This window comes from Dorea hominis (genome assembly GCF_014287705.1).
Taxonomy (GTDB): Bacteria; Bacillota; Clostridia; order Lachnospirales; family Lachnospiraceae; genus Dorea_D; species Dorea_D hominis.
In genome coordinates this window covers 48,136-68,705 of record NZ_JACOOY010000010.1, presented here as the reverse complement: position 1 = coordinate 68,705, position 20,570 = coordinate 48,136, and the positions used below count along the sequence as shown (strand labels likewise).

The 20,570-nt window shown below is 43.0% G+C and carries 20 protein-coding genes and 1 riboswitch; all 20 genes read left to right on the top strand.

Going from position 1 to position 20,570, the window contains the following annotated elements; translation table 11 throughout:
• Nucleotides 1-2: 2 nt before the first annotated feature.
• The 20 genes from H8S07_RS08915 (at nt 3) to dusB (ending at nt 20,485) form a co-directional block, all read left to right on the top strand.
• Nucleotides 3-1,376, top strand: coding sequence for a V-type ATP synthase subunit B (locus H8S07_RS08915; RefSeq protein ID WP_021860231.1), 1,374 nt, complete (start codon nt 3-5; stop codon nt 1,374-1,376).
• A gap of 28 nt (nt 1,377-1,404) precedes the next feature.
• The gene (locus H8S07_RS08910) at nt 1,405-2,064 is read left to right on the top strand and encodes a V-type ATP synthase subunit D (protein WP_021860230.1); all 660 of its coding nucleotides are present in this window, start codon (nt 1,405-1,407) and stop codon (nt 2,062-2,064) included.
• A 98-nt stretch (nt 2,065-2,162) separates the two neighbouring features.
• Entirely contained in the window at nt 2,163-3,086 is a 924-nt protein-coding gene (locus tag H8S07_RS08905) for a LysR family transcriptional regulator (RefSeq protein WP_021860229.1), read from the top strand.
• Between the two features lie 183 nt (nt 3,087-3,269).
• The gene (locus tag H8S07_RS08900; protein ID WP_117538307.1) at nt 3,270-3,743 is read left to right on the top strand and encodes a complex I 24 kDa subunit family protein; all 474 of its coding nucleotides are present in this window, start codon (nt 3,270-3,272) and stop codon (nt 3,741-3,743) included.
• 1 nt (nt 3,744) lies between these two features.
• A complete protein-coding gene (locus H8S07_RS08895; RefSeq protein WP_021860227.1) occupies nt 3,745-5,613 on the top strand; it encodes an NADH-quinone oxidoreductase subunit NuoF in 1,869 nt (622 codons plus the stop codon).
• Nucleotides 5,614-5,624: 11 nt separating this feature from the next.
• Entirely contained in the window at nt 5,625-7,328 is a 1,704-nt protein-coding gene (locus H8S07_RS08890) for a [FeFe] hydrogenase, group A (protein WP_021860226.1), read from the top strand.
• Between the two features lie 78 nt (nt 7,329-7,406).
• The gene (locus H8S07_RS08885; RefSeq protein ID WP_021860225.1) at nt 7,407-7,835 is read left to right on the top strand and encodes a hypothetical protein; all 429 of its coding nucleotides are present in this window, start codon (nt 7,407-7,409) and stop codon (nt 7,833-7,835) included.
• A 268-nt stretch (nt 7,836-8,103) separates the two neighbouring features.
• Complete coding sequence (locus tag H8S07_RS08880; RefSeq protein WP_186855897.1) at nt 8,104-8,619, top strand: shikimate kinase; 516 nt, start codon at nt 8,104-8,106, stop codon at nt 8,617-8,619.
• Between the two features lie 170 nt (nt 8,620-8,789).
• Nucleotides 8,790-10,082, top strand: coding sequence for a UDP-N-acetylglucosamine 1-carboxyvinyltransferase (locus H8S07_RS08875; protein WP_021860223.1), 1,293 nt, complete (start codon nt 8,790-8,792; stop codon nt 10,080-10,082).
• A gap of 75 nt (nt 10,083-10,157) precedes the next feature.
• A riboswitch (SAM riboswitch) is annotated at nt 10,158-10,256 on the top strand.
• Between the two features lie 163 nt (nt 10,257-10,419).
• Nucleotides 10,420-11,607, top strand: a complete 1,188-nt coding sequence (metK, locus tag H8S07_RS08870; RefSeq protein ID WP_021860222.1) for a methionine adenosyltransferase — start codon at nt 10,420-10,422, stop codon at nt 11,605-11,607.
• A gap of 77 nt (nt 11,608-11,684) precedes the next feature.
• Nucleotides 11,685-13,181 carry a HAMP domain-containing sensor histidine kinase gene (locus tag H8S07_RS08865; protein WP_186855896.1) on the top strand — a complete coding sequence of 499 codons (1,497 nt, stop codon included), beginning with the start codon at nt 11,685-11,687 and terminating at the stop codon, nt 13,179-13,181.
• Nucleotides 13,174-13,863 (top strand): response regulator transcription factor, encoded by a 690-nt coding sequence (locus H8S07_RS08860; RefSeq protein WP_021860220.1) that lies wholly within the window; start codon nt 13,174-13,176, stop codon nt 13,861-13,863. Before H8S07_RS08865 ends, H8S07_RS08860 begins: the two co-directional genes overlap by 8 nt.
• A gap of 91 nt (nt 13,864-13,954) precedes the next feature.
• A complete protein-coding gene (locus H8S07_RS08855) occupies nt 13,955-14,758 on the top strand; it encodes a TrmH family RNA methyltransferase (protein ID WP_186855895.1) in 804 nt (267 codons plus the stop codon).
• A 178-nt stretch (nt 14,759-14,936) separates the two neighbouring features.
• A complete protein-coding gene (locus H8S07_RS08850; RefSeq protein ID WP_021860218.1) occupies nt 14,937-15,380 on the top strand; it encodes an NfeD family protein in 444 nt (147 codons plus the stop codon).
• A gap of 5 nt (nt 15,381-15,385) precedes the next feature.
• The gene (locus tag H8S07_RS08845) at nt 15,386-16,318 is read left to right on the top strand and encodes an SPFH domain-containing protein (RefSeq protein WP_408640168.1); all 933 of its coding nucleotides are present in this window, start codon (nt 15,386-15,388) and stop codon (nt 16,316-16,318) included.
• A gap of 66 nt (nt 16,319-16,384) precedes the next feature.
• Nucleotides 16,385-17,377 (top strand): ornithine carbamoyltransferase, encoded by a 993-nt coding sequence (gene argF, locus H8S07_RS08840; protein ID WP_021860216.1) that lies wholly within the window; start codon nt 16,385-16,387, stop codon nt 17,375-17,377.
• 17 nt (nt 17,378-17,394) lie between these two features.
• Nucleotides 17,395-18,375, top strand: a complete 981-nt coding sequence (locus H8S07_RS08835) for a biotin--[acetyl-CoA-carboxylase] ligase (RefSeq protein ID WP_186855894.1) — start codon at nt 17,395-17,397, stop codon at nt 18,373-18,375.
• Nucleotides 18,376-18,413: 38 nt separating this feature from the next.
• On the top strand, nt 18,414-18,743 hold the full coding sequence (locus H8S07_RS08830; RefSeq protein WP_021860214.1) for a DUF6145 family protein: 330 nt from the start codon (nt 18,414-18,416) through the stop codon (nt 18,741-18,743).
• A gap of 9 nt (nt 18,744-18,752) precedes the next feature.
• Entirely contained in the window at nt 18,753-19,526 is a 774-nt protein-coding gene (locus tag H8S07_RS08825; protein WP_021860213.1) for a type III pantothenate kinase, read from the top strand.
• 2 nt (nt 19,527-19,528) lie between these two features.
• Entirely contained in the window at nt 19,529-20,485 is a 957-nt protein-coding gene (gene dusB, locus H8S07_RS08820) for a tRNA dihydrouridine synthase DusB (RefSeq protein ID WP_117538314.1), read from the top strand.
• The last annotated feature ends 85 nt before the right edge of the window (nt 20,486-20,570 follow it).

The window sequence follows — 20,570 nt, the reverse complement described above, 5'->3', positions numbered from 1 at the left end:
TTATGCCAAAGGAATATAGAACAATACAGGAAGTTGCCGGACCGCTGATGATGGTAAAAGGTGTAGAAGGCGTTAAATACGACGAGCTTGGTGAAATCGAACTCGCAAGCGGAGAAAAACGACGCTGTAAAGTACTGGAAGTAGATGGAGATGACGTAGTAGTACAGCTCTATGAGAATGCTGCCGGTATTAACTTAAGTAACAGTAAAGTACGTTTCCTCGGACGAAGCATGGAGCTTGGTGTATCTGCGGATATGCTGGGACGTGTCTTCGATGGACTGGGACGTCCGATTGATGATGGACCGGAGATTTTGCCGGAGGAAAGAAGAGATATTAATGGTCTGCCTATGAACCCGGCAGCCCGCGTGTACCCGGAAGAGTTTATCCAGACAGGTGTATCTGCCATTGATGGTCTGAATACATTGGTTCGTGGACAGAAACTGCCAATCTTCTCTTGTTCCGGTCTGCCACATTCCCAGCTGGCAGCCCAGATTGCAAGACAGGCAAAGGTACGTGGAACAGATGAGAAATTTGCCGTTGTATTTGCTGCAATGGGTATTACATTCGAAGAGTCTAACTACTTCATCGAGTCATTCAAAGAGACAGGTGCGATTGACAGAACCGTTCTGTTTATCAACCTTGCAAATGACCCGGCTGTAGAGCGTATCGCAACTCCTCGTATGGCACTGACAGCAGCAGAATATCTGGCATTTGAAAAAGATATGCACGTTCTGGTTATCCTGACAGATATCACGAACTACGCAGATGCGCTGCGTGAAATTTCCGCAGCGAAGAAAGAGGTACCTGGACGTCGTGGATATCCAGGATATATGTACACAGACCTTGCAACAATGTATGAAAGAGCCGGACGTCAGAGAGGTAAAGACGGAAGTATCACTATGATCCCAATCCTGACTATGCCTGAGGATGATAAGACACATCCTATTCCTGATCTTACCGGATATATCACAGAAGGTCAGGTAATCTTAAGTCGTGAGCTGTATCGTAAAGGATTACAGCCGCCGATTGATGTATTACCGTCTCTTTCCCGTCTGAAAGATAAAGGTATCGGTGAAGGCAAAACAAGAGCAGACCACTCCAATACGATGAACCAGTTATTTGCTGCGTATTCCCGTGGAAAAGATGCAAAAGAACTGATGACAATCTTAGGAGAAGCTGCCTTAACAGAGATTGACCTGAAATATGCAGAATTTGCAGAAGCATTTGAAAAAGAATATGTTTCCCAGGGATATGACAACGACAGATCTATTGAGGAGACACTGGAAATTGGCTGGAAATTATTGTCTATGCTGCCAAGAGCAGAGTTGAAACGTATCGACGACAAATTCTTAGACCAGTATTATGGAAAGCAATAATCAGGTAATGGAAATAAGGAGGTAGCGAATGGCATCGAAACAGATCACTCCTACCCGGATGGAACTGACCAAGACGAAGAAGAAGCTTGTTACAGCAAGAAGGGGACATAAGCTCCTGAAAGACAAGCGTGATGAGCTGATGCGTCAGTTTCTGGAGCTGGTAAAGGAGAACATGGCACTTCGTCAGAAAGTAGAAGCCGGAATCCTCTCTGCAAATAAGAACTTTGTTATAGCCAAAGCCGGAATGGATGAGGCTACGTTGAATACCGCACTGATGGCACCAAAACAGGAAGTAAATCTGGAAGTAGGCAATAAAAATGTTATGAGCGTTGACATTCCTGTGTTCAATACGAAGACAAGGACTGCTGATGCCAATGATATTTATTCTTATGGATTTGCATTTACATCCAGTGATCTGGATGGTGCTGTAAAATCACTGGCGGACATTCTGCCGGATATGTTGAAACTTGCGGAGACAGAAAAAGCATGCCAGCTTATGGCGGCTGAGATCGAGAAGACAAGACGTCGTGTAAATGCGCTGGAGCATGTGACAATTCCGGAGGCTCAGGAGACAATCAAATATATCACGATGAAGCTGGACGAGAACGAGAGAAGCTCTCAGATCCGTCTGATGAAAGTAAAAGATATGATGCTTGAAGAAGCACATCACTACAGCGAAAGAGCTTAGAATGAAAAGGCGATACAAAAGATGTGTCGCCTTTTCGTTTCGCGTAGAGAATAAGGCGGAACGGAACATCGGCATCATGGAAAAGGGAAGAGATACAAATGAATTTGACGGATTTCAAATACATTATTGAAATAGATAAAAGAGGATCGATTTCACAGACTGCAAAAGAGATTTACATTGCGCAGCCAAACTTAAGCAAAGCAATTAAAAATGTAGAAACAGAATTTGGCATACAGATTTTTAAACGCTCCTCAAAAGGAGTACAGGCGACAAGAGACGGACAGAATTTTCTGGAATATGCCAGAAAAGTCATCCGGGATGTTGATGAGCTAAGGGAACATTATGGAAAAGAACGCAGTGAAAAGCTGACACTTCGATTTTGTGTGCCCCGGGCCAGCTATATTGCGCATGCTTTTGCCGAGTATATCAGCAACCAGGATGACCAGATGGAGATGGATGTGGATTTCCGGGAGACAAGTACGATGACGGCAATCGACAGTATCGGTCAGAATGGATATGATCTTGGAATTATACGGTATCAGCGGAGAAAGCAGGAGGATTACCAATCGCTTCTTCAGCTTCGGAATCTGGAAATGCAGGTGATCAATGAATTTGATTATTTACTTTTGACTTCCGCAGACGGAGAACTTGCAGAAAAGGATTTTCAGTCTCCGGGAGAATTATCGGACGGAGTAGAAATCTTACATGGAGATTCCAGGCTCCCGAACGGAGAATATATTGAATTTTACCGGGAAGGAAGGGAAGCCTATCATCCGAAAAAGAAAATATATATTTTTGAAAGAGGAAGTCAGTTTGATATTTTAAGAGAAGTGAAGAACAGTTATATGTGGGTATCTCCGCTGCCGGAAAAGATGCTGGAACGGTATCATCTTGTGCAGAAGGAAGTCGGATTTCTAAGACATAAAATGAGGGATGCACTGATATATAAAAAAGGATATGTGATGAATCAGAAAGAAAAAGAATTTCTTGAGCATCTGAGAAGGAAAATTGAAGAAATATAATTGTCTAGAAGAAAGAAGGTGTGCCTGAGGGTGCATCTTTTTTTAGGATATATAAAATTCTATATGGAAGACATCGGATATTGATATAAACATATCAATAATTTCTATGATATAATATACAATAAATTGATAAAAAATAGCCAATATCAGGGGAAAATGAACAAAAAGGAGGATGAGGATATTATGTTAGATACATCGTATTATGAGAAAGCAGATGAAATCATAGCAAGACACACAAGAGAAGAACGATCATTGATCCCGATTATCCAGGATATTCAGGAGGAGTACAGATACCTGCCACCGGAACTTCTGACATATGTGGCAAAACAGATCGGGATTACGGAAGCAAAGGCGTACAGCGTGGCAAGTTTTTATGAGAATTTTTCTTTCGAGCAGAAAGGCAAATATGTCATTAAAGTCTGTGATGGAACAGCCTGTCATGTGAGAAAATCCATTCCGATCCTGGAACGTTTGTATAAGGAACTCGGATTAAATGATAAGAAGCATACATCAGACGATCTGTATTTTACTGTGGAGACGGTGTCCTGTCTGGGGGCATGTGGTCTGGCACCGGCGATTACAGTAAATGATGTTGTGTATCCTAAGATGTCACCGGAAAAAGTAGTGGATCTGCTGAAAGAGTTGAGAGGAGAATAACATGAAGATAGAGAACAGAACGGAATTAAAAGAATATCGTACTGAATGTCAGAAGCGGCAGCGTGCGAAATGTCGCGTTTTGATCTGCGGTGGAACAGGATGTCTGGCCGGGGGTTCAGATAAAATTTACCAGAAAATGCTGGAACTGACAAAGAATGACGGGAATGTATCGGTGGAGTTCGGCGCAGAGATTGCACATACCAAGGTTATGAAGAGTGGTTGCCACGGATTCTGTGAAATGGGACCGCTGGTGAGAATCGAACCACATAATTATTTATATATTAAAGTGTCGCCGGATGATTGTGAAGAGATCTATCAGAAAACAATCTGCGAAGGAAAATCGATTGAACGTTTGTTATATCATATGGACGGACAGGTCTATGCTTCACAGGAAGAGATCCCATTTTACGCAAAGCAGACGAGACTTGTATTGAAAAACTGCGGACATATCGATGCCGATCACATCGAAGGAGCGATGGTGGTCGGAGCATATTCTGCATTAGAAAAAGCATTGTTTGAGATGACACCGGAATCCGTGATCGATATGATTTATGAGTCAAATTTAAGAGGACGTGGCGGTGCAGGATTCCGTACCGGACGTAAATGGAAACAGGTAGCATCCCAGAAGGAAAAGATTCGTTACGTAGTCTGTAACGGTGACGAAGGTGACCCGGGCGCATTCATGGACAGAAGTATTATGGAGGGTGATCCGCACCGCATGATCGAAGGTATGATGATCGCTGCATATGCGGTTCAGGCGCAGGAAGGATATATTTATGTCCGTGCCGAATATCCGCTCGCGATCCAGAGACTGGAGACGGCAATCCATCAGGCGGAAGAGATTGGAATTTTAGGAGATCATATCCTGGGAACAAACTTCAGCTTCCGTTTACATATCAACCGAGGAGCCGGAGCATTTGTCTGCGGCGAAGGAAGTGCGCTGACAGCATCTATTGAAGGCAAACGTGGTATGCCGAGAGTAAAACCGCCGCGTACAGTACAGCAGGGACTCTGGGCAAAACCTACAGTATTAAATAACGTTGAGACTTACGCAAATGTACCAATGATCATTCAAAACGGCGCAGAGTGGTATCTGGGTATCGGTACACCGGAAAGCCCGGGAACAAAAGCATTCGCATTGACAGGTAATGTAAGAAACACAGGACTTATCGAAGTGCCGATGGGAATTACTCTCCGGGAAGTTATTTATGATATCGGTGGAGGCATTCAGAACGGTAAAAAGTTCAAAGCGGTTCAGATCGGCGGACCATCGGGCGGATGTCTGACAGAGAAACAGCTGGACAGCAAGATGGATTTTGATTCGCTGGCGAAGATCGGAGCGATGATCGGTTCCGGCGGACTTGTTATTATGGATGAAAATACCTGTATGGTAGAAGTAGCCCGGTTCTTTATGAGCTTTACGCAGAGAGAATCCTGTGGAAAATGTGTGCCATGCAGAGAAGGTACAAAAAGAATGCTGGAGATTCTTGAAAGAATCGTAGCCGGAAATGGAAAACCGACAGATATAGATGAGTTGCGTGAACTGGCCGATATGATTGAGAGTACCGCGTTATGCGGACTTGGAAAGAGTGCGCCAAAACCGGTTATCAGTACATTGAATGCATTTGCAGAAGAATATAGAGAACATATTGAGGATAAGAAGTGTAAAACAGGGGTTTGTACAAATCTCAGACAGTTCCAGATTGATCTGGACATCTGTAAAGGATGTTCCAAGTGTGCAAGAAATTGTCCGGCTGGAGCAATTGAAGGTGAGTTGAAATCACCGTATCACATTAATCAGGAGAAATGCATTAAGTGCGGAGCCTGTATGGAACAGTGTCCGTTTAAGGCAATTTCTGTTGCCAGATAGGAGGAAACGTCATGGGAGTAATGACTATAGATGGAAGAAAAGTAGAATTTACGGATGAACCGAATATTCTTACCGTCATTCGTAAAGCAGATATTGATATACCAACCTTATGTTACCATTCAGAACTGTCTGTATATGGTGCCTGTCGTTTATGTACAGTAGAAAATGATAAAGGAAAAACATTTGCATCCTGTTCCGAACCACCGAGAGACGGAATGGTGATCTATACAAATACACCGCGCCTGATGAAGTATCGGAAATTAATTCTGGAGTTACTTCTGGCAGCGCACTGCAGAGACTGTACAACTTGTATCAAAAGTGGAGAATGTCAGCTGCAAAGCCTTGCGCACCGGATGGGTGTTATGGATGTCCGATTTGAAAATACGAAAGAATTACAGCCGATCGATGACAGTTCGCCGGCGATCGTGAGAGATCCGAATAAATGTATTTTGTGCGGTGACTGTGTACGTATGTGTGACAATGTGCAGGCAGTAAATGCAATTGATTTTGCATATCGAGGAACAAAAGCGCTGGTAACACCTGCATTTGATAAGAAAATTGCAGAGACCGACTGCGTGAACTGTGGACAATGCCGGGTTGTATGTCCGACAGGCGCAATCAGTATTAAGACCAACATGGATGTTATCTGGGATCTTCTTGCAGATAAAGATACCAAAGTGATCGCACAGATCGCACCGGCAGTCCGTGTGGCAGTAGGAGATCAGTTCGGTCTGCCGCGTGGCGAAAATGTTATGGGTAAATTGGTAAATGTCCTGCATCGTATGGGATTTGATGAAGTATTTGATACATCTTACGGTGCGGATCTTACAGTTATAGAAGAGTCGGAAGAACTTTTGAATCGGCTGGAATCCGGAGAAAAATTGCCACTCTTTACATCCTGCTGTCCTGCATGGGTAAGATATTGTGAAAACCGTTATCCGGAATTTGCCGAGAATCTTTCGACCTGCCGGTCACCACAGCAGATGTTCGGCGCTGTAGTACGGGAATATTATAAAGATCCGGAGAAGAATCTCGGAAAACGAGTGGTATCTGTATCTATTATGCCTTGTACAGCGAAGAAAGATGAGATTTTACGACCGGAATCTTCAACAAACGGTAAGCAGGATATCGATTATGTACTGACAACAACCGAGCTCGTTTCCATGATTCGCAAGTCTGGTATCCGTTTTGAGAATCTGGAAATTGAAGCGTCAGATATGCCATTTGGAATCGGATCCGGTGCCGGAGTGATCTTTGGTGTAACCGGCGGTGTGACCGAAGCGGTTTTGAGACGTCTGCGTAAAGGACATAACCGTGTAGATATGGATAATATCAAATTCAGCGGTGTGCGTGGAGAGAAAGGCCTGAAAGAAGTAGAATTTGATTACAACGGCAGAACCATTCGTGCGGCAATCGTAAGTGGTCTCGGAAATGCAGATGCACTTTTGAAGCGGATCAAGGCCGGGGAAGTACACTATGATTTCGTAGAAGTAATGGCATGTTACAGAGGCTGTGTCATGGGTGGTGGACAGCCGGTACCGGCCGGACCGAGAACAAAATCAGCAAGAATGAAGGGTCTTTATGATTCAGATGTGAATACCCAGATTAAGAAGTCCAATGAAAATCCGTTGGTTCAGACGTTGTACGATGGCTTGCTGAAAGGAAAAGAACACAAACTTCTGCATCGGAATTTTGAAGCCGCAAAAAATGAATAACAGAAAAGATTTCAGGGAACAGCTTATGAAAAAATGCATATAATAAAGCAGATAATTTCCCTGGAAGGAGCAGAACCGATGAGCGAGAAACTGCCTTTTTATATGGCATATCAAAATCAGCTGCCAATCGATACAGCCTGGGAGCGGGAAAACAGCCGGGATGTATCTTATATGAAGAGTATGTATCCGGCCGAAGTGAAAAAGATTCTGCCATATGTAGAGGCAGAATGCGACCGACTGGAATATGACGTCAGTATGATTTATGATGAGTATCCGGATCGTTTGCAAATACAGATGATATGCGGTCGTGTTTATGCAAATGTGAAAGGTCAGATCGACTTTGCAGATAAGCAGAAGGATAAAACAGATGATCTTCCGACGAAAATGGAAGATGACTGGCTTCGTGAGCTGGTGTGGGTAATGACCTGTCAGGAGATATGCCGCCGAAGGCAGGAGCGGAGAAACTTTCAGAGAAAATATTATTTTCTGAATGAGAGTGTATCCTGAAGAGATAATTTATACAAAATAAGAACCGGAGGAATAAAAGGATTTCCGGTTCTTATTTTTTATGGTAAAGTATCCGTTGGCAGATCAGGCAGAGCGGTATTGGTAGAATTGGTCAGAAAATGATAAAAAATGAGTTTGAATCTTGTAAAGGCAGTAGATTCTGAAGCAAGAAGTGGACGAAAAAGGAATCTTATGTTAAAATGGATAGGATTAAAATGTAATAAGTATCAAAAGATTTCAAACAAATACAGACTAAAGGATGAAAAATATGAAGAATATCGTATTTATCGGAATGCCGGCATCGGGGAAAAGCACAGTCGGTGTTGTTGTTGCTAAGAGACTGGGATATAAGTTTGTAGATACAGATCTGGTAATCCAGGAAGTGGAGAAGCGTTTGCTTAAAGAGATTATTGCAGAAGAAGGAAATGAAGGTTTCTTACGGATTGAAGACCGGGTGAATGCGGAGATTCAGGAAGAGCGTGCTGTTATCTCGCCGGGAGGAAGTGTTGTATATTGCGAGAATGCAATGAGGCATTACAAAGAGACCGGAACGATCGTATATTTACATACGTCGTATGAGACAATAAATAACAGACTCCATAATGCTAAAAACAGAGGTGTTGTGTTAAAAGACGGTCAGACATTAAAAGATCTGTATGAGGAGCGTACCGCATTATTTGAACGGTATGCAGACCTCACGATCAGTGAAGAAGGACGGGATCTGGAAGAGACAATCGAGGAAGTTCTTCGTGTGCTTGAAAACGGATTAAATGTTACAAAATAATTACATAAAATTAAAAAATATTTTACAAATGTTGGATTTGTGCTATAATAGCAAAGACTCAGGAAGTGGGAGTCTTCCTGTTTTAGATTTTTAAGAGAACAAAATGGGCATAACTGCTATATCCAATATGCTTATATCATAGACAGCAATATTATATAGAGGTGTGGTTAATGGAACAGTATATTATTAAAGGTGGCCATCCGTTAGTCGGAGAGGTCGAAATAGGGGGAGCAAAGAACGCGGCACTTGCGATTCTTGCGGCTGCGATCATGACAGATGAGACAGTTAAGATTGATAATCTTCCGGATGTCAACGATATTAATGTATTACTGGACGCAATTGCCGGAATCGGAGCGACAGTGAACAGAATTGACCGTCATACTGTGACGATCAACGGAAGAGGCATTCATGATTTCAGTATAGAATATGATTATATTAAAAAGATCCGTGCATCTTACTATTTACTTGGCGCGATGCTCGGAAAGTACAAACATGCGGAAGTGGCACTGCCGGGAGGATGTAATATCGGAAGCAGACCGATTGACCAGCATCTGAAAGGTTTCCGTGCACTGGGCGCAGAAGTAGAGATTGAATATGGTAAGATCATGGCAGAAGCTGAGAAGCTTGTTGGTAAACATATTTATTTTGATGTTGTCAGTGTAGGCGCTACGATCAATGTAATGATGACGGCTGCGATGGCAGACGGTCTTACAATTATGGAGAATGTGGCTAAAGAGCCACACGTTGTAGACGTGGCAAACTTCCTGAACAGCATGGGAGCGAATATTCGTGGTGCAGGAACAGATGTGATCAAGATTCGTGGAGTCAGACAGCTTCACAGTACAGAGTATTCGGTTATTCCGGATCAGATTGAGGCCGGAACATTTATGTTTGCGGCAGCGGCAACCAGAGGAGATGTGACAGTATTGAATGTCATTCCGAAGCATTTGGAAGCTACGATTGCCAAGCTGGAAGAGATTGGCTGTGAGGTAGAAGAATTTGACGATGCAGTGCGTGTTGTATCCAAGGGAGATCTTACAAGTACACATGTGAAGACACTTCCATATCCTGGATTTCCAACGGATATGCAGCCACAGATTGGTGTGACGCTTGCACTTTGCAAGGGAACAAGCACAATTACAGAGAGTATTTTTGAAAATCGTTTCAAATATCTGGACGAACTTGCCAGAATGGGAGCGAATGTCAAAGTGGAAGGCAACTCAGCAACTATCGAAGGTGTTGAGAAGTTCAGCGGAGCAAGAGTGAGTGCACCGGATCTCCGCGCAGGAGCTGCACTTTGTATTGCAGGACTTGCAACAGAAGGCATTACAATTGTAGATGATATTGTATATATCCAAAGAGGATATGAGAGATTCGAAGAGAAGCTCAGAGGTCTTGGCGGTATTATCGAAAAAGTAGAAACTGAGAAAGAAATTCAGAAATTCAAATTAAAAGTTGGATAAATCAGTTGACAAGAACAGTTAAAACGTGTAAAGTCTTATAAGGTAACAAAGAAAATAATAAATATTGCTAACTTTCTCTTATTCAGAGCAGTGGAGGTACAAAGGATCTGTGAAGCTGCGGCAACCCCCATCATGGGAAGGTGCCAACCTGAGCGAGTAATCGAACAATAAGAAGATTGATATATGAGAATATAAACAGTCCACTTGTTGTGGACTGTTTTTTTCGCATTGTGGATGATTATGTGGATAACATAAAAAGGGACAGGTCTTTTTTAAAAGGGGACGGGGATTTTCTAGAAAATCCCCGTCCCCGGGAGAAAGTAGAAGGGAGAATGACATGGAAAAAAGATTATTTACATCCGAGTCCGTTACAGAAGGACATCCGGATAAAATGTGCGACCAGATTTCAGACGCGATTCTTGATGCATTGATGGAACAGGATCCGATGAGCCGTGTGGCTTGTGAGACAACAACAACGACAGGTATGGTTCTCGTTATGGGTGAGATTACTACAAATGCTTATGTTGATATTCAGAAAATCGTACGCGATACAGTAAAAGAGATTGGCTATACAAGAGGAAAATTTGGATTTGACGCAGAGACATGTGGTGTGATCACAGCAATTGACGAGCAGTCTGGAGATATCGCTCTTGGAGTTGATAAAGCGTTGGAAGCAAAAGAGCATACAATGGGCGATGATGAGATTGATGCGATCGGAGCCGGCGACCAGGGTATGATGTTCGGATACGCAACGGATGAGACTCCGGAACTGATGCCATATCCGATTTCTCTGGCGCATAAACTGGCAAGAAAACTTACAGAAGTAAGGAAGAACGGAACGCTTTCTTATCTGAGACCGGATGGAAAGACACAGGTTACAGTAGAATATGATGAAAATGATGTTCCGAAACGTCTGGATGCAGTTGTCTTATCTACACAGCACGATCCGGATGTGACACAGGAGCAGATTCACGAAGATATTAAGAAATATGTATTTGACACAGTACTTCCGGCAGAGATGGTAGACGAGAATACAAAATTCTTTATCAACCCGACAGGACGTTTTGTTATCGGTGGACCACACGGAGACAGTGGACTGACAGGACGCAAGATCATTGTAGATACTTACGGCGGAATGGCACGTCACGGTGGCGGAGCATTCTCAGGTAAAGACTGCACAAAGGTAGACCGTTCAGCAGCGTACGCAGCACGTTACGTTGCGAAAAATATTGTTGCAGCAGGACTTGCCAAGAAATGTGAAATCCAGCTTTCTTACGCAATCGGAGTTGCTCATCCGACTTCCATTATGGTAGATACATTTGGAACCGGTAAAGTATCTGATGAAAAACTGGTTGAGATCATCCGCGAGAACTTTGATCTCCGTCCGGCAGGAATTATCAAAATGCTGGATTTGAGAAGACCAATTTACAAGCAGACAGCAGCTTACGGACACTTTGGACGTACAGATATCGACCTCTCCTGGGAAAAGACAGATAAGGTGGATGTACTGAAAGCATATTTATAAAATTTTTAGAAATGTTTACAGGCGCTTTGATGTGAAGCGCCTTTTTTCATGCTATACTTGAGTCTGGAGGTGTTCCTATGAAAATAAGAACAAGACTTGTGATAGCATTTTTAACGATTACGCTGATTCCGATTATATTGACAACAACTATGGGAATAGTCCTGTGCAGACATCAGATCAGCTCAATCGAAAAGACATATGGAGTTACGGATACAACCTGGGAGAGCTTATCAAATTCTATGCAGGTATTGTCAAAAGTAACTGAGAAGCCGTATGAAGAACTAAAGAAGATTATTGCCGAAGATCCGGAAGAGATGGGCGATGCGACCAGACTTGAGAAAGTAAATAAAAAACTGGAAAAGAAAAAAGCCTATCTGCTTGTGCGAAAAGGAAGTACCATTGTTTACATTGGTACAGACAGTGGGGAAACAAAATATGTGATCCGTCAGCTTCCGAAGTATGGTGAGGCAGATGCCGATGCGAAAAATGGACTTTATCTGGGTGGCAATGCTCAGGTACTGATCAAGCAGATTGATTTTAAATATCGAAGCGGAGAAAAAGGAAGCGCATTTATCGTTACAGACATGAAGAATGTTATACCAGAAGTGGAGGAGCTTTTTGTAGACTTGATCTGTGTGGTTGTTATTGTTTTAATCGCAACGGCATTTATTTTGCTCATGTGGATCTACCGCGGAATCATGCGTCCGTTGTCAAAGATGAAGAGGGCAGCTTATAATATCAAAGAAGGTAATCTGGATTTTGAGATCAAACCGGAGTCTGATGATGAGCTCGGCCAGCTCTGCAGTGATCTGGAAGATATGCGTAAGCGGTTAAAGGACAGTGCAGAAGAGAAGATTCAGTTTGACAAGGAGAACAAAGAGCTGATCAGTAATATCTCCCATGACCTTAAGACACCGGTGACAGCAATCAAAGGATATGCAGAAGGAATCATGGACGGAGTAGCGGATACACCGGAGAAAATGGACAAATATATCCGCACGATCTATAATAAAGCGAATGAGATGAATACACTGATCAATGAGTTGACATTGTATTCCAAGATTGACACAAACCGTATTCCATATAACTTCAATATTATATCTGTAAATGATTATTTCACAGATTGTGCAGAAGATTTGTCGCTGGAACTGGAGTCAAAAAATGTAGAATTTGGATATTTTAATTATGTAGATCCAGAAGTGAAAGTGATTGCAGACGCGGAACAGATCAAGCGTGTTGTGCATAATATTGTAAATAATTCGTTGAAATATATGGATAAAAGCAAACCGATCATCAATCTTCGTGTAAAAGATGTCGGTGACTTTATTCAGGTTGAACTGGAAGATAACGGCAAAGGAATTGCAGCCAAGGATCTGCCAAATATTTTCGACCGTTTTTACAGAACGGATGCTTCAAGAAATTCTTCCAAAGGCGGAAGCGGTATCGGGCTTTCTATTGTTAAGAAGATTGTGGAAGAGCATGGTGGTAAGATTTGGGCAACCAGCAGAGAAGACACAGGAACAACGATGTATTTTGTTTTGAGAAAATATCAGGAGGTACCATTGAATGAGTAAGATTTTAATAGTTGAAGACGAAGAGACGATTGCAGATCTGGAGAAAGACTATCTGGAACTGAGCGGATTTGAAGTGGAAGTTGCAAATGATGGAGACAGTGGACTTGAGAAAGCACTTCAGGAAGAATATGATCTTCTGATTCTTGATCTGATGCTTCCGGGGGTAGATGGATTTGAAATCTGTCGGAAGGTCAGAGATGAGAAGAACACACCAATCATTATGGTATCAGCAAAAAAAGATGATATTGATAAGATTCGTGGACTGGGATTGGGAGCGGATGATTATATGACAAAGCCGTTCAGCCCGAGCGAGTTGGTGGCACGTGTGAAAGCACATCTTGCAAGATATGATCGGTTGATCGGAAGCATGGCAGAAAAAAATAAAGTGATCGAGATCCGAGGACTTAAGATTGACACGACTGCAAGAAGAGTATGGGTAAATGGAGAAGAGAGAACATTTACAACAAAAGAATTTGATCTGTTGTCATTTCTTGCGGCACACCCGAATCATGTGTATTCCAAAGATGAACTGTTCCAGAAAATCTGGGATATGGAATCTGTCGGTGACATCGCAACTGTAACCGTGCACATTAAGAAAATCCGTGAAAAGATCGAGATGGACACATCCAACCCTCAGTATATCGAGACAATCTGGGGTGTCGGATACCGTTTCAAAGTATAACAATTATTGTGAAAAAGGTGAAGTAAAAAGCGATTTGCAGGCACCATAATCAGAGGTGCTTCAATATTATAGTTATTAAGGGACAGAGAGAATGATTACAAGTACAGCAAACGGAAAAGTTAAAAGACTGATTAATTTAAAAAAGAAGAGAAAATTAAGAGATGAAGAACATGTATTTCTTGTGGAAGGCATCCGGATGTTCCGGGAAGTGCCGGTGGATGAATTACAGGAAGTATATGTATCTGAATCTTTTTATAAAAAAGAAAAAGTGCTGGTAAATGCGATTGCAGGGCAAGCCGGAGTGCACATAGAAGTGCTGACGGATACTGTATTTGCGCATGCATCGGATACAAAGACACCACAGGGTGTTCTCTGTGTTGTGCGGCAGAAATCCTATAAGCTGGAGGATTTGTTAAAAGGCGAAAAGAGGCATCTGCTAGTGCTGGATAATTTGCAGGATCCGGGAAATATGGGTACGATCGTGCGGACTGCAGAAGGCGCAGGTGTAACAGGTGTGATCATGAGCCGTGACTGTGTGGATATTTACAATCCGAAAACAATCCGTTCAACGATGGGTTCTATTTACCGGATGCCGTTTTATTATGCGGAAGATATCCTGAAGGCAATCCACAAGATCAAAGATGCCGGGATTAAAGTATACGCGGCGCATCTGGACGGGGAGAAGTCTTATGATGAAGAAGATTATGCTTTCTCCTGTGCATTCCTGATTGGAAATGAGGGGAACGGGCTGCGTGAAGAAACCTCGAAAATGGCAGATCACTATATCATTATTCCAATGAGCGGAGAGGTGGAGTCGTTAAATGCCGCAATAGCCGCTTCGGTATTGATGTTTGAAGTGAAGAGACAGAGAAGAAATACAGAGAAAAATTCATAAAATCATAAAGAAGTCAGTAGACAGTTAGAATTGCGTTATCGGAGAAAATATAGTAAGATAATGATACCAGAGACAAAAAGTCCGGCATCCACATGAGTTTACTCATAAGTGGATGCAAGACTTTGGGGCTCGGGCAGATTGAGGGAGTGCGAAGCACGGAGCAAAGTGAGGAATATTTATGCAGACTGTATACTGGCTTATATTATTTGTAATATTATTAATTATCGAGATCTTGACTATGGGACTTACGACAATCTGGTTTGCCGGCGGAGCGCTGGTGGCATTTGTGAGCGGAGTGATCGGCTTCGGTCTGCCTGTGCAGGTTGTTGCATTTCTCATAGTTTCTGTTATATTACTGGTGCTTACAAGACCACTTGCCGTGAAGTACTTTAATAAAGAGCGGCAGAAGACGAACGCTGAGAGTCTTATTGGGGAACAGGCACTGGTGACAGAAGATATTGATACACTGCAGGCAGCAGGGCATGTAGAAATCCGTGGACAGGAATGGTCGGCAAAGACAGACGAACCGGATGGAAAGATCGCAAAAGATACGATCGTTGTAGTGGAAGGTATCCAAGGTGTGAAGCTTATTGTCAGAGAGAGAAGAAAAGAGGAGGAGTAAAGATGATGGCACTAAATACGATTTTTTTAGCAATATTAATATTGATTGTTGTGATGCTTATTATATCCTGTGTGAAGATTGTCAGACAGGCAGAGGCACTTGTAATCGAAAGACTGGGGGCTTACCAGGCAACATGGAGTACGGGACTTCATTTTAAAGTTCCGATTTTTGACCGTGTGGCAAGACGTGTTGATCTGAAAGAACAGGTTGTAGATTTTGCGCCACAGCCGGTTATTACAAAAGATAATGTAACAATGCGGATCGATACAGTTGTGTTTTATCAGATCACAGATCCGAAGATGTTCTGTTATGGAGTTGCCAATCCGATCATGGCAATTGAGAATCTGACAGCAACGACACTTCGTAATATTATCGGTGATCTGGAACTTGACCAGACATTGACTTCCAGAGAGACGATCAATACGAAGATGCGTGCTTCCCTGGATGTGGCAACAGATCCATGGGGAATTAAAGTAAATCGTGTAGAGCTGAAAAATATCATACCACCTGCAGCTATTCAGGACGCAATGGAGAAACAGATGAAAGCAGAGCGTGAGAGACGTGAAGCAATCCTGCGTGCAGAAGGTGAGAAGAAGTCAACAATTTTGGTAGCAGAAGGTCATAAAGAATCGGCAATCCTTGATGCGGAAGCAGAGAAACAGGCAGCAATCCTGAAAGCAGAGGCACAGAAGGAAGCAATGATCCGTGAAGCAGAAGGTGAAGCAGAAGCAATCTTAAAGGTGCAGCAGGCGAATGCAGACGGTATTCGTTTCCTGAAAGAAGCAGGAGCAGATGAAGCCGTGCTGACAATGAAGAGCCTGGAAGCATTTGAGAAGGCAGCAGACGGAAAAGCAACCAAGATTATTATTCCATCCGAGATCCAGGGCATGGCAGGACTGGTGAAGTCCATGGCAGAGATTGGTGGAAAAGATAAATAAAATAAACAACGGCTAAACAACGGCCAAAAAGGCTGACTGGACAATAAGGAAAGAAGGACACGAAGGATGAACCTAAAAGGCAGACATTTTTTAACACTGAAAGATTTTACAAAGGAAGAGATTACCTACATGCTGGATCTGGCAGCAGATCTGAAAGATAAGAAGAAAAAAGGAATTCCGGTAGATAAATACAGAGGCATGAATGTTGCGCTTATTTTTGAAAAGACAAGTACAAGAACCAGATGTTCTTTTGAAGTGGCGGCACATGACATGGGAATGGGAACCACTTATCTGGATCCAAGTGGATCCCAGATTGGCAAGAAAGAGAGTATTGAAGATACAGCAAGAGTACTCGGAAGAATGTTTGATGGTATCGAATATCGTGGATTCGGTCAGGAACGTGTAGAAGAACTGGCAAAACATGCAGGTGTGCCGGTATGGAATGGCCTGACAAATGAGTATCATCCGACACAGATGCTGGCAGATCTGCTGACGATCCGTGAGCATTTTGGAACACTGGAAAATATCCATCTTGTATACATGGGCGATGCAAGGTATAACATGGGTAACTCTCTGATGATTGCGTGTGCGAAGATGGGAATGCATTTTACAGCATGTACTTCTGAAAAATATTTCCCGGATGCAGAGCTTGTTGAAACATGCAGAGGCTATGCAAAAGAAAGCGGCGGAACCATTACTTTGACAGAGGATGTAAAAGCCGGAACCAAAGGTGCAGATGTTATTTATACAGACGTGTGGGTATCTATGGGTGAACCGGATGAAGTATGGGCAGAGAGAATCAAAGAACTGTCACCATATAAAGTTACGAAGGAAGTAATGGATAATGCCGGAGAGAAAGCAATCTTCCTGCACTGCCTGCCTGCATTCCATGATCTGAAGACCAAAATCGGTAAAGAAATCTATGAAAAATATGGTCTTACAGATATGGAAGTAACAGATGAAGTATTTGAATCTTCACAGTCCAAGGTATTCGATGAGGCAGAGAACCGTATGCATACGATCAAAGCGGTTATGGTTGCAACACTTGGTGAGAGATAGAAAGTCGGAGCGATAAGATGAAAGCAGAGATTTTACGACTGCTGAAAGAGAGCAGCTCTTATATATCCGGGCAGCAGCTTTGTGATCATTTTCAGGTGTCAAGGACTGCAGTCTGGAAAGTAATGGAACAGTTAAAAAAAGAAGGTTACACAATTGAGGCGGTACGCAATAAAGGCTACCGCCTTCTGGATAGTCCGGATGTTTTGTCAAAAGCAGAAATTGAAAGTCTGGTTACGACAAAATGGGCGGGTAGACAGGTTGTTTACTACGACGAGACGGATTCCACGAATAATCAGGCGAAAGCGGCGGGTGAGAAAGGTGAAGTACACGGTACACTGTTTGTCGCAGATCGACAGACTGCCGGTAAAGGAAGACGCGGACGCGGCTGGGAGTCACCGTCTGGGAACAGTGTTTCCATGACTATTTTATTAAGACCGGAGATACCGCCGGTGAAAGCACCGATGCTGACACTTGTAATGGCGCTTGCGGTAGCAGATGGAATCAGGGATGTGCTTGGTGTGGACGCGGGAATCAAGTGGCCGAATGACATCGTACTGAATAAGAAGAAAATCTGCGGAATCCTGACGGAGATGAGTACGGAAATTGATTATATCAATTATGTTGTGATCGGAGTTGGGATCAACGTCAATCAGGAAACATTTCCGGATGAGATCAAAGAGACGGCAACATCTTTGAAGGTGGAGACGGGCAAGCCTGTAAAGCGTGCCGGAGTTATTGCGACGGTTATGGAAAGATTTGAACAATATTATGAACAGTTTGTGCAGCGGGAAGATTTGTCCGGAATCCGGGAGGCATATGAAGCGTGTCTGGTTAATCGTGACCGGGATGTGCGGGTATTGGATCCGGCGGGAGCATATGAAGCACACGCAAAAGGAATTAACGATACCGGTGAGCTGATCGTAGTTCTGCCGGATGGCACTGAGCGTGAAATCTATGCCGGAGAAGTGTCTGTGCGAGGAATCTACGGATATGTATAGACAGCCGGGATAAACTGTTGTAAAATAGCGGAGGTATTATGTACGAAGAGAAAATCGTCCTTTGTGGGGCAAATTCTTATGAAGAAAAATATTATCTGAATCCTGATTTTTCAGGACTACCGGATCATATCAAAGACGAACTGAAAATCATGTGTGTGTTATATGTACACGACGTAGGTGGCATACTGACACTGGTCTATGAAGAAAACGGAGAGCTGTGTTTTGAAGTGACATCTGAAGAGGGAGATCCGATGTTTGATGATATTGGAAGCCAGTTGAAAATCAAACAGCTTCAGAGAGAAAAACAGGAATTACTGCAGTCGCTGCAGTTATATTACAAAGTGTTCTTCCTGGGAGAAGAGCTGTAGGAGGAAAATATGTTATTAGTTATAGATGCGGGAAATACAAACATTACACTCGGCATTTTTTCGGAAGACAAGATCTCCGGTACTTTCCGTATGAAGGCAAAACAACCGCGTACATCAGATGAATATGGAATCACATTGCGTGAATTGGTGGAAAGACATGGAATTGAAGGCGAACAGATTACAGACGTAATTATCGCCTCTGTAGTTCCGGATATCATGCATTCTTTAGGAAGCGCAATTATTAAATATTTTGGCGTAAAACCGATGGTTGTTTCAGCAGGAATTAAGACCGGAATCCGTATCGTTACAGAGAATCCGAGACAGGTAGGGGCTGATCGTATCGTGGATGCGGTTGCAGCATATACATTATTTGGAGGACCTGTTATTGTTGTAGATTTTGGAACAGCGACAACGTATGATATTGTCGGAGCAGATGGCACATTTGAAGCAGGTGTGATTGCTCCGGGAATCCGCACTTCCGCGCAGGCATTGTGGGGTGAGGCAGATATGCTGCCGGCGATCGAGATTAAGAAACCGGCATCTATTTTGGCGAAAGAGACGATTTCGGCAATGCAGGGCGGTCTGGTCTACGGACAGATCGGACAGACAGAATATATCATCAATCAGTTGAAAAAAGAGTCTGGTTATGAGAATGCAAAAGTCGTTGCGACCGGAGGACTTGGAAAAATCATTGCTGCAGAAACAGATACGATTGATGTGTATGATCCTCAGCTGACTTTAAAAGGACTTCATATTATTTATCAAAAGAACAGGAAACGTTAAGCATGAAGATTGGAGAAGTAAAGCTTGAAAATCCATATATCCTCGCACCGATGGCGGGGGTTACAGACCTGCCCTTCCGTTTGCTCTGCAAAGAGCAGGGGGCAGGGCTTTTATGTATGGAGATGATCAGTGCGAAAGCACTGCAATATAAGAATAAAAATACAAAGACTTTATTGGCGATTCATCCGGAAGAATATCCGGTTTCATTGCAACTGTTCGGATCGGAGCCGGATATCATCAGTGAGATCGCGAAAATGATCGAACCACTTCCATTTCAGATCCTGGATATCAATATGGGCTGCCCGGTACCGAAGATTGTGAAGAACGGAGAAGGTTCTGCACTTATGTTAAGACCGGAGCTTGTCTATGAGATTGTGTCAAAGACGGCAAAAGCAATAAAGAAACCTGTGACAGTGAAGATCAGAAAAGGATTTGACGATGCGCATATTAATGCAGTGGAGATCGCAAAAGTTGCAGAAGAAGCAGGAGCAAAAGCAGTAGCCGTACATGGAAGAACAAGAGAGCAGTATTATTCCGGAAAAGCAGACTGGGATATTATAAGACAGGTTAAAGCAGCAGTGTCTATTCCGGTTATCGGAAACGGTGATGTGACAACCGGAGAGCAGGCAATCCGGATGCGGGAAGAAACCGGCTGTGATGGCGTAATGATCGGACGAGGCGCCCAGGGAAATCCATGGATTTTCAGAGAACTTCTGGAATACGAAAAGACTGGAAAACTGCCGGAACGTCCTTCGCCGGAAGTGATTCGCGAGACAATGCTAAGACATGCGAGACTTCAGATGGAGTACAAGGGTGACTTTATCGGTATCCGCGAGATGCGAAAACACGTTGCTTGGTATACGAAAGGAATGAAAGGCTCATCCAAATTAAGAGATGAAATCAACCGGACAGAATCTTACGAAGAATTGGAAGCACTTCTTTATGAGAAGATCAAATAATGATAGCTACTTTATTACACCGCATTGATAGTGTGGTAAATATATACAAAAATCCTCCTGAAAATTATTGCTTTTCGAAGCGATT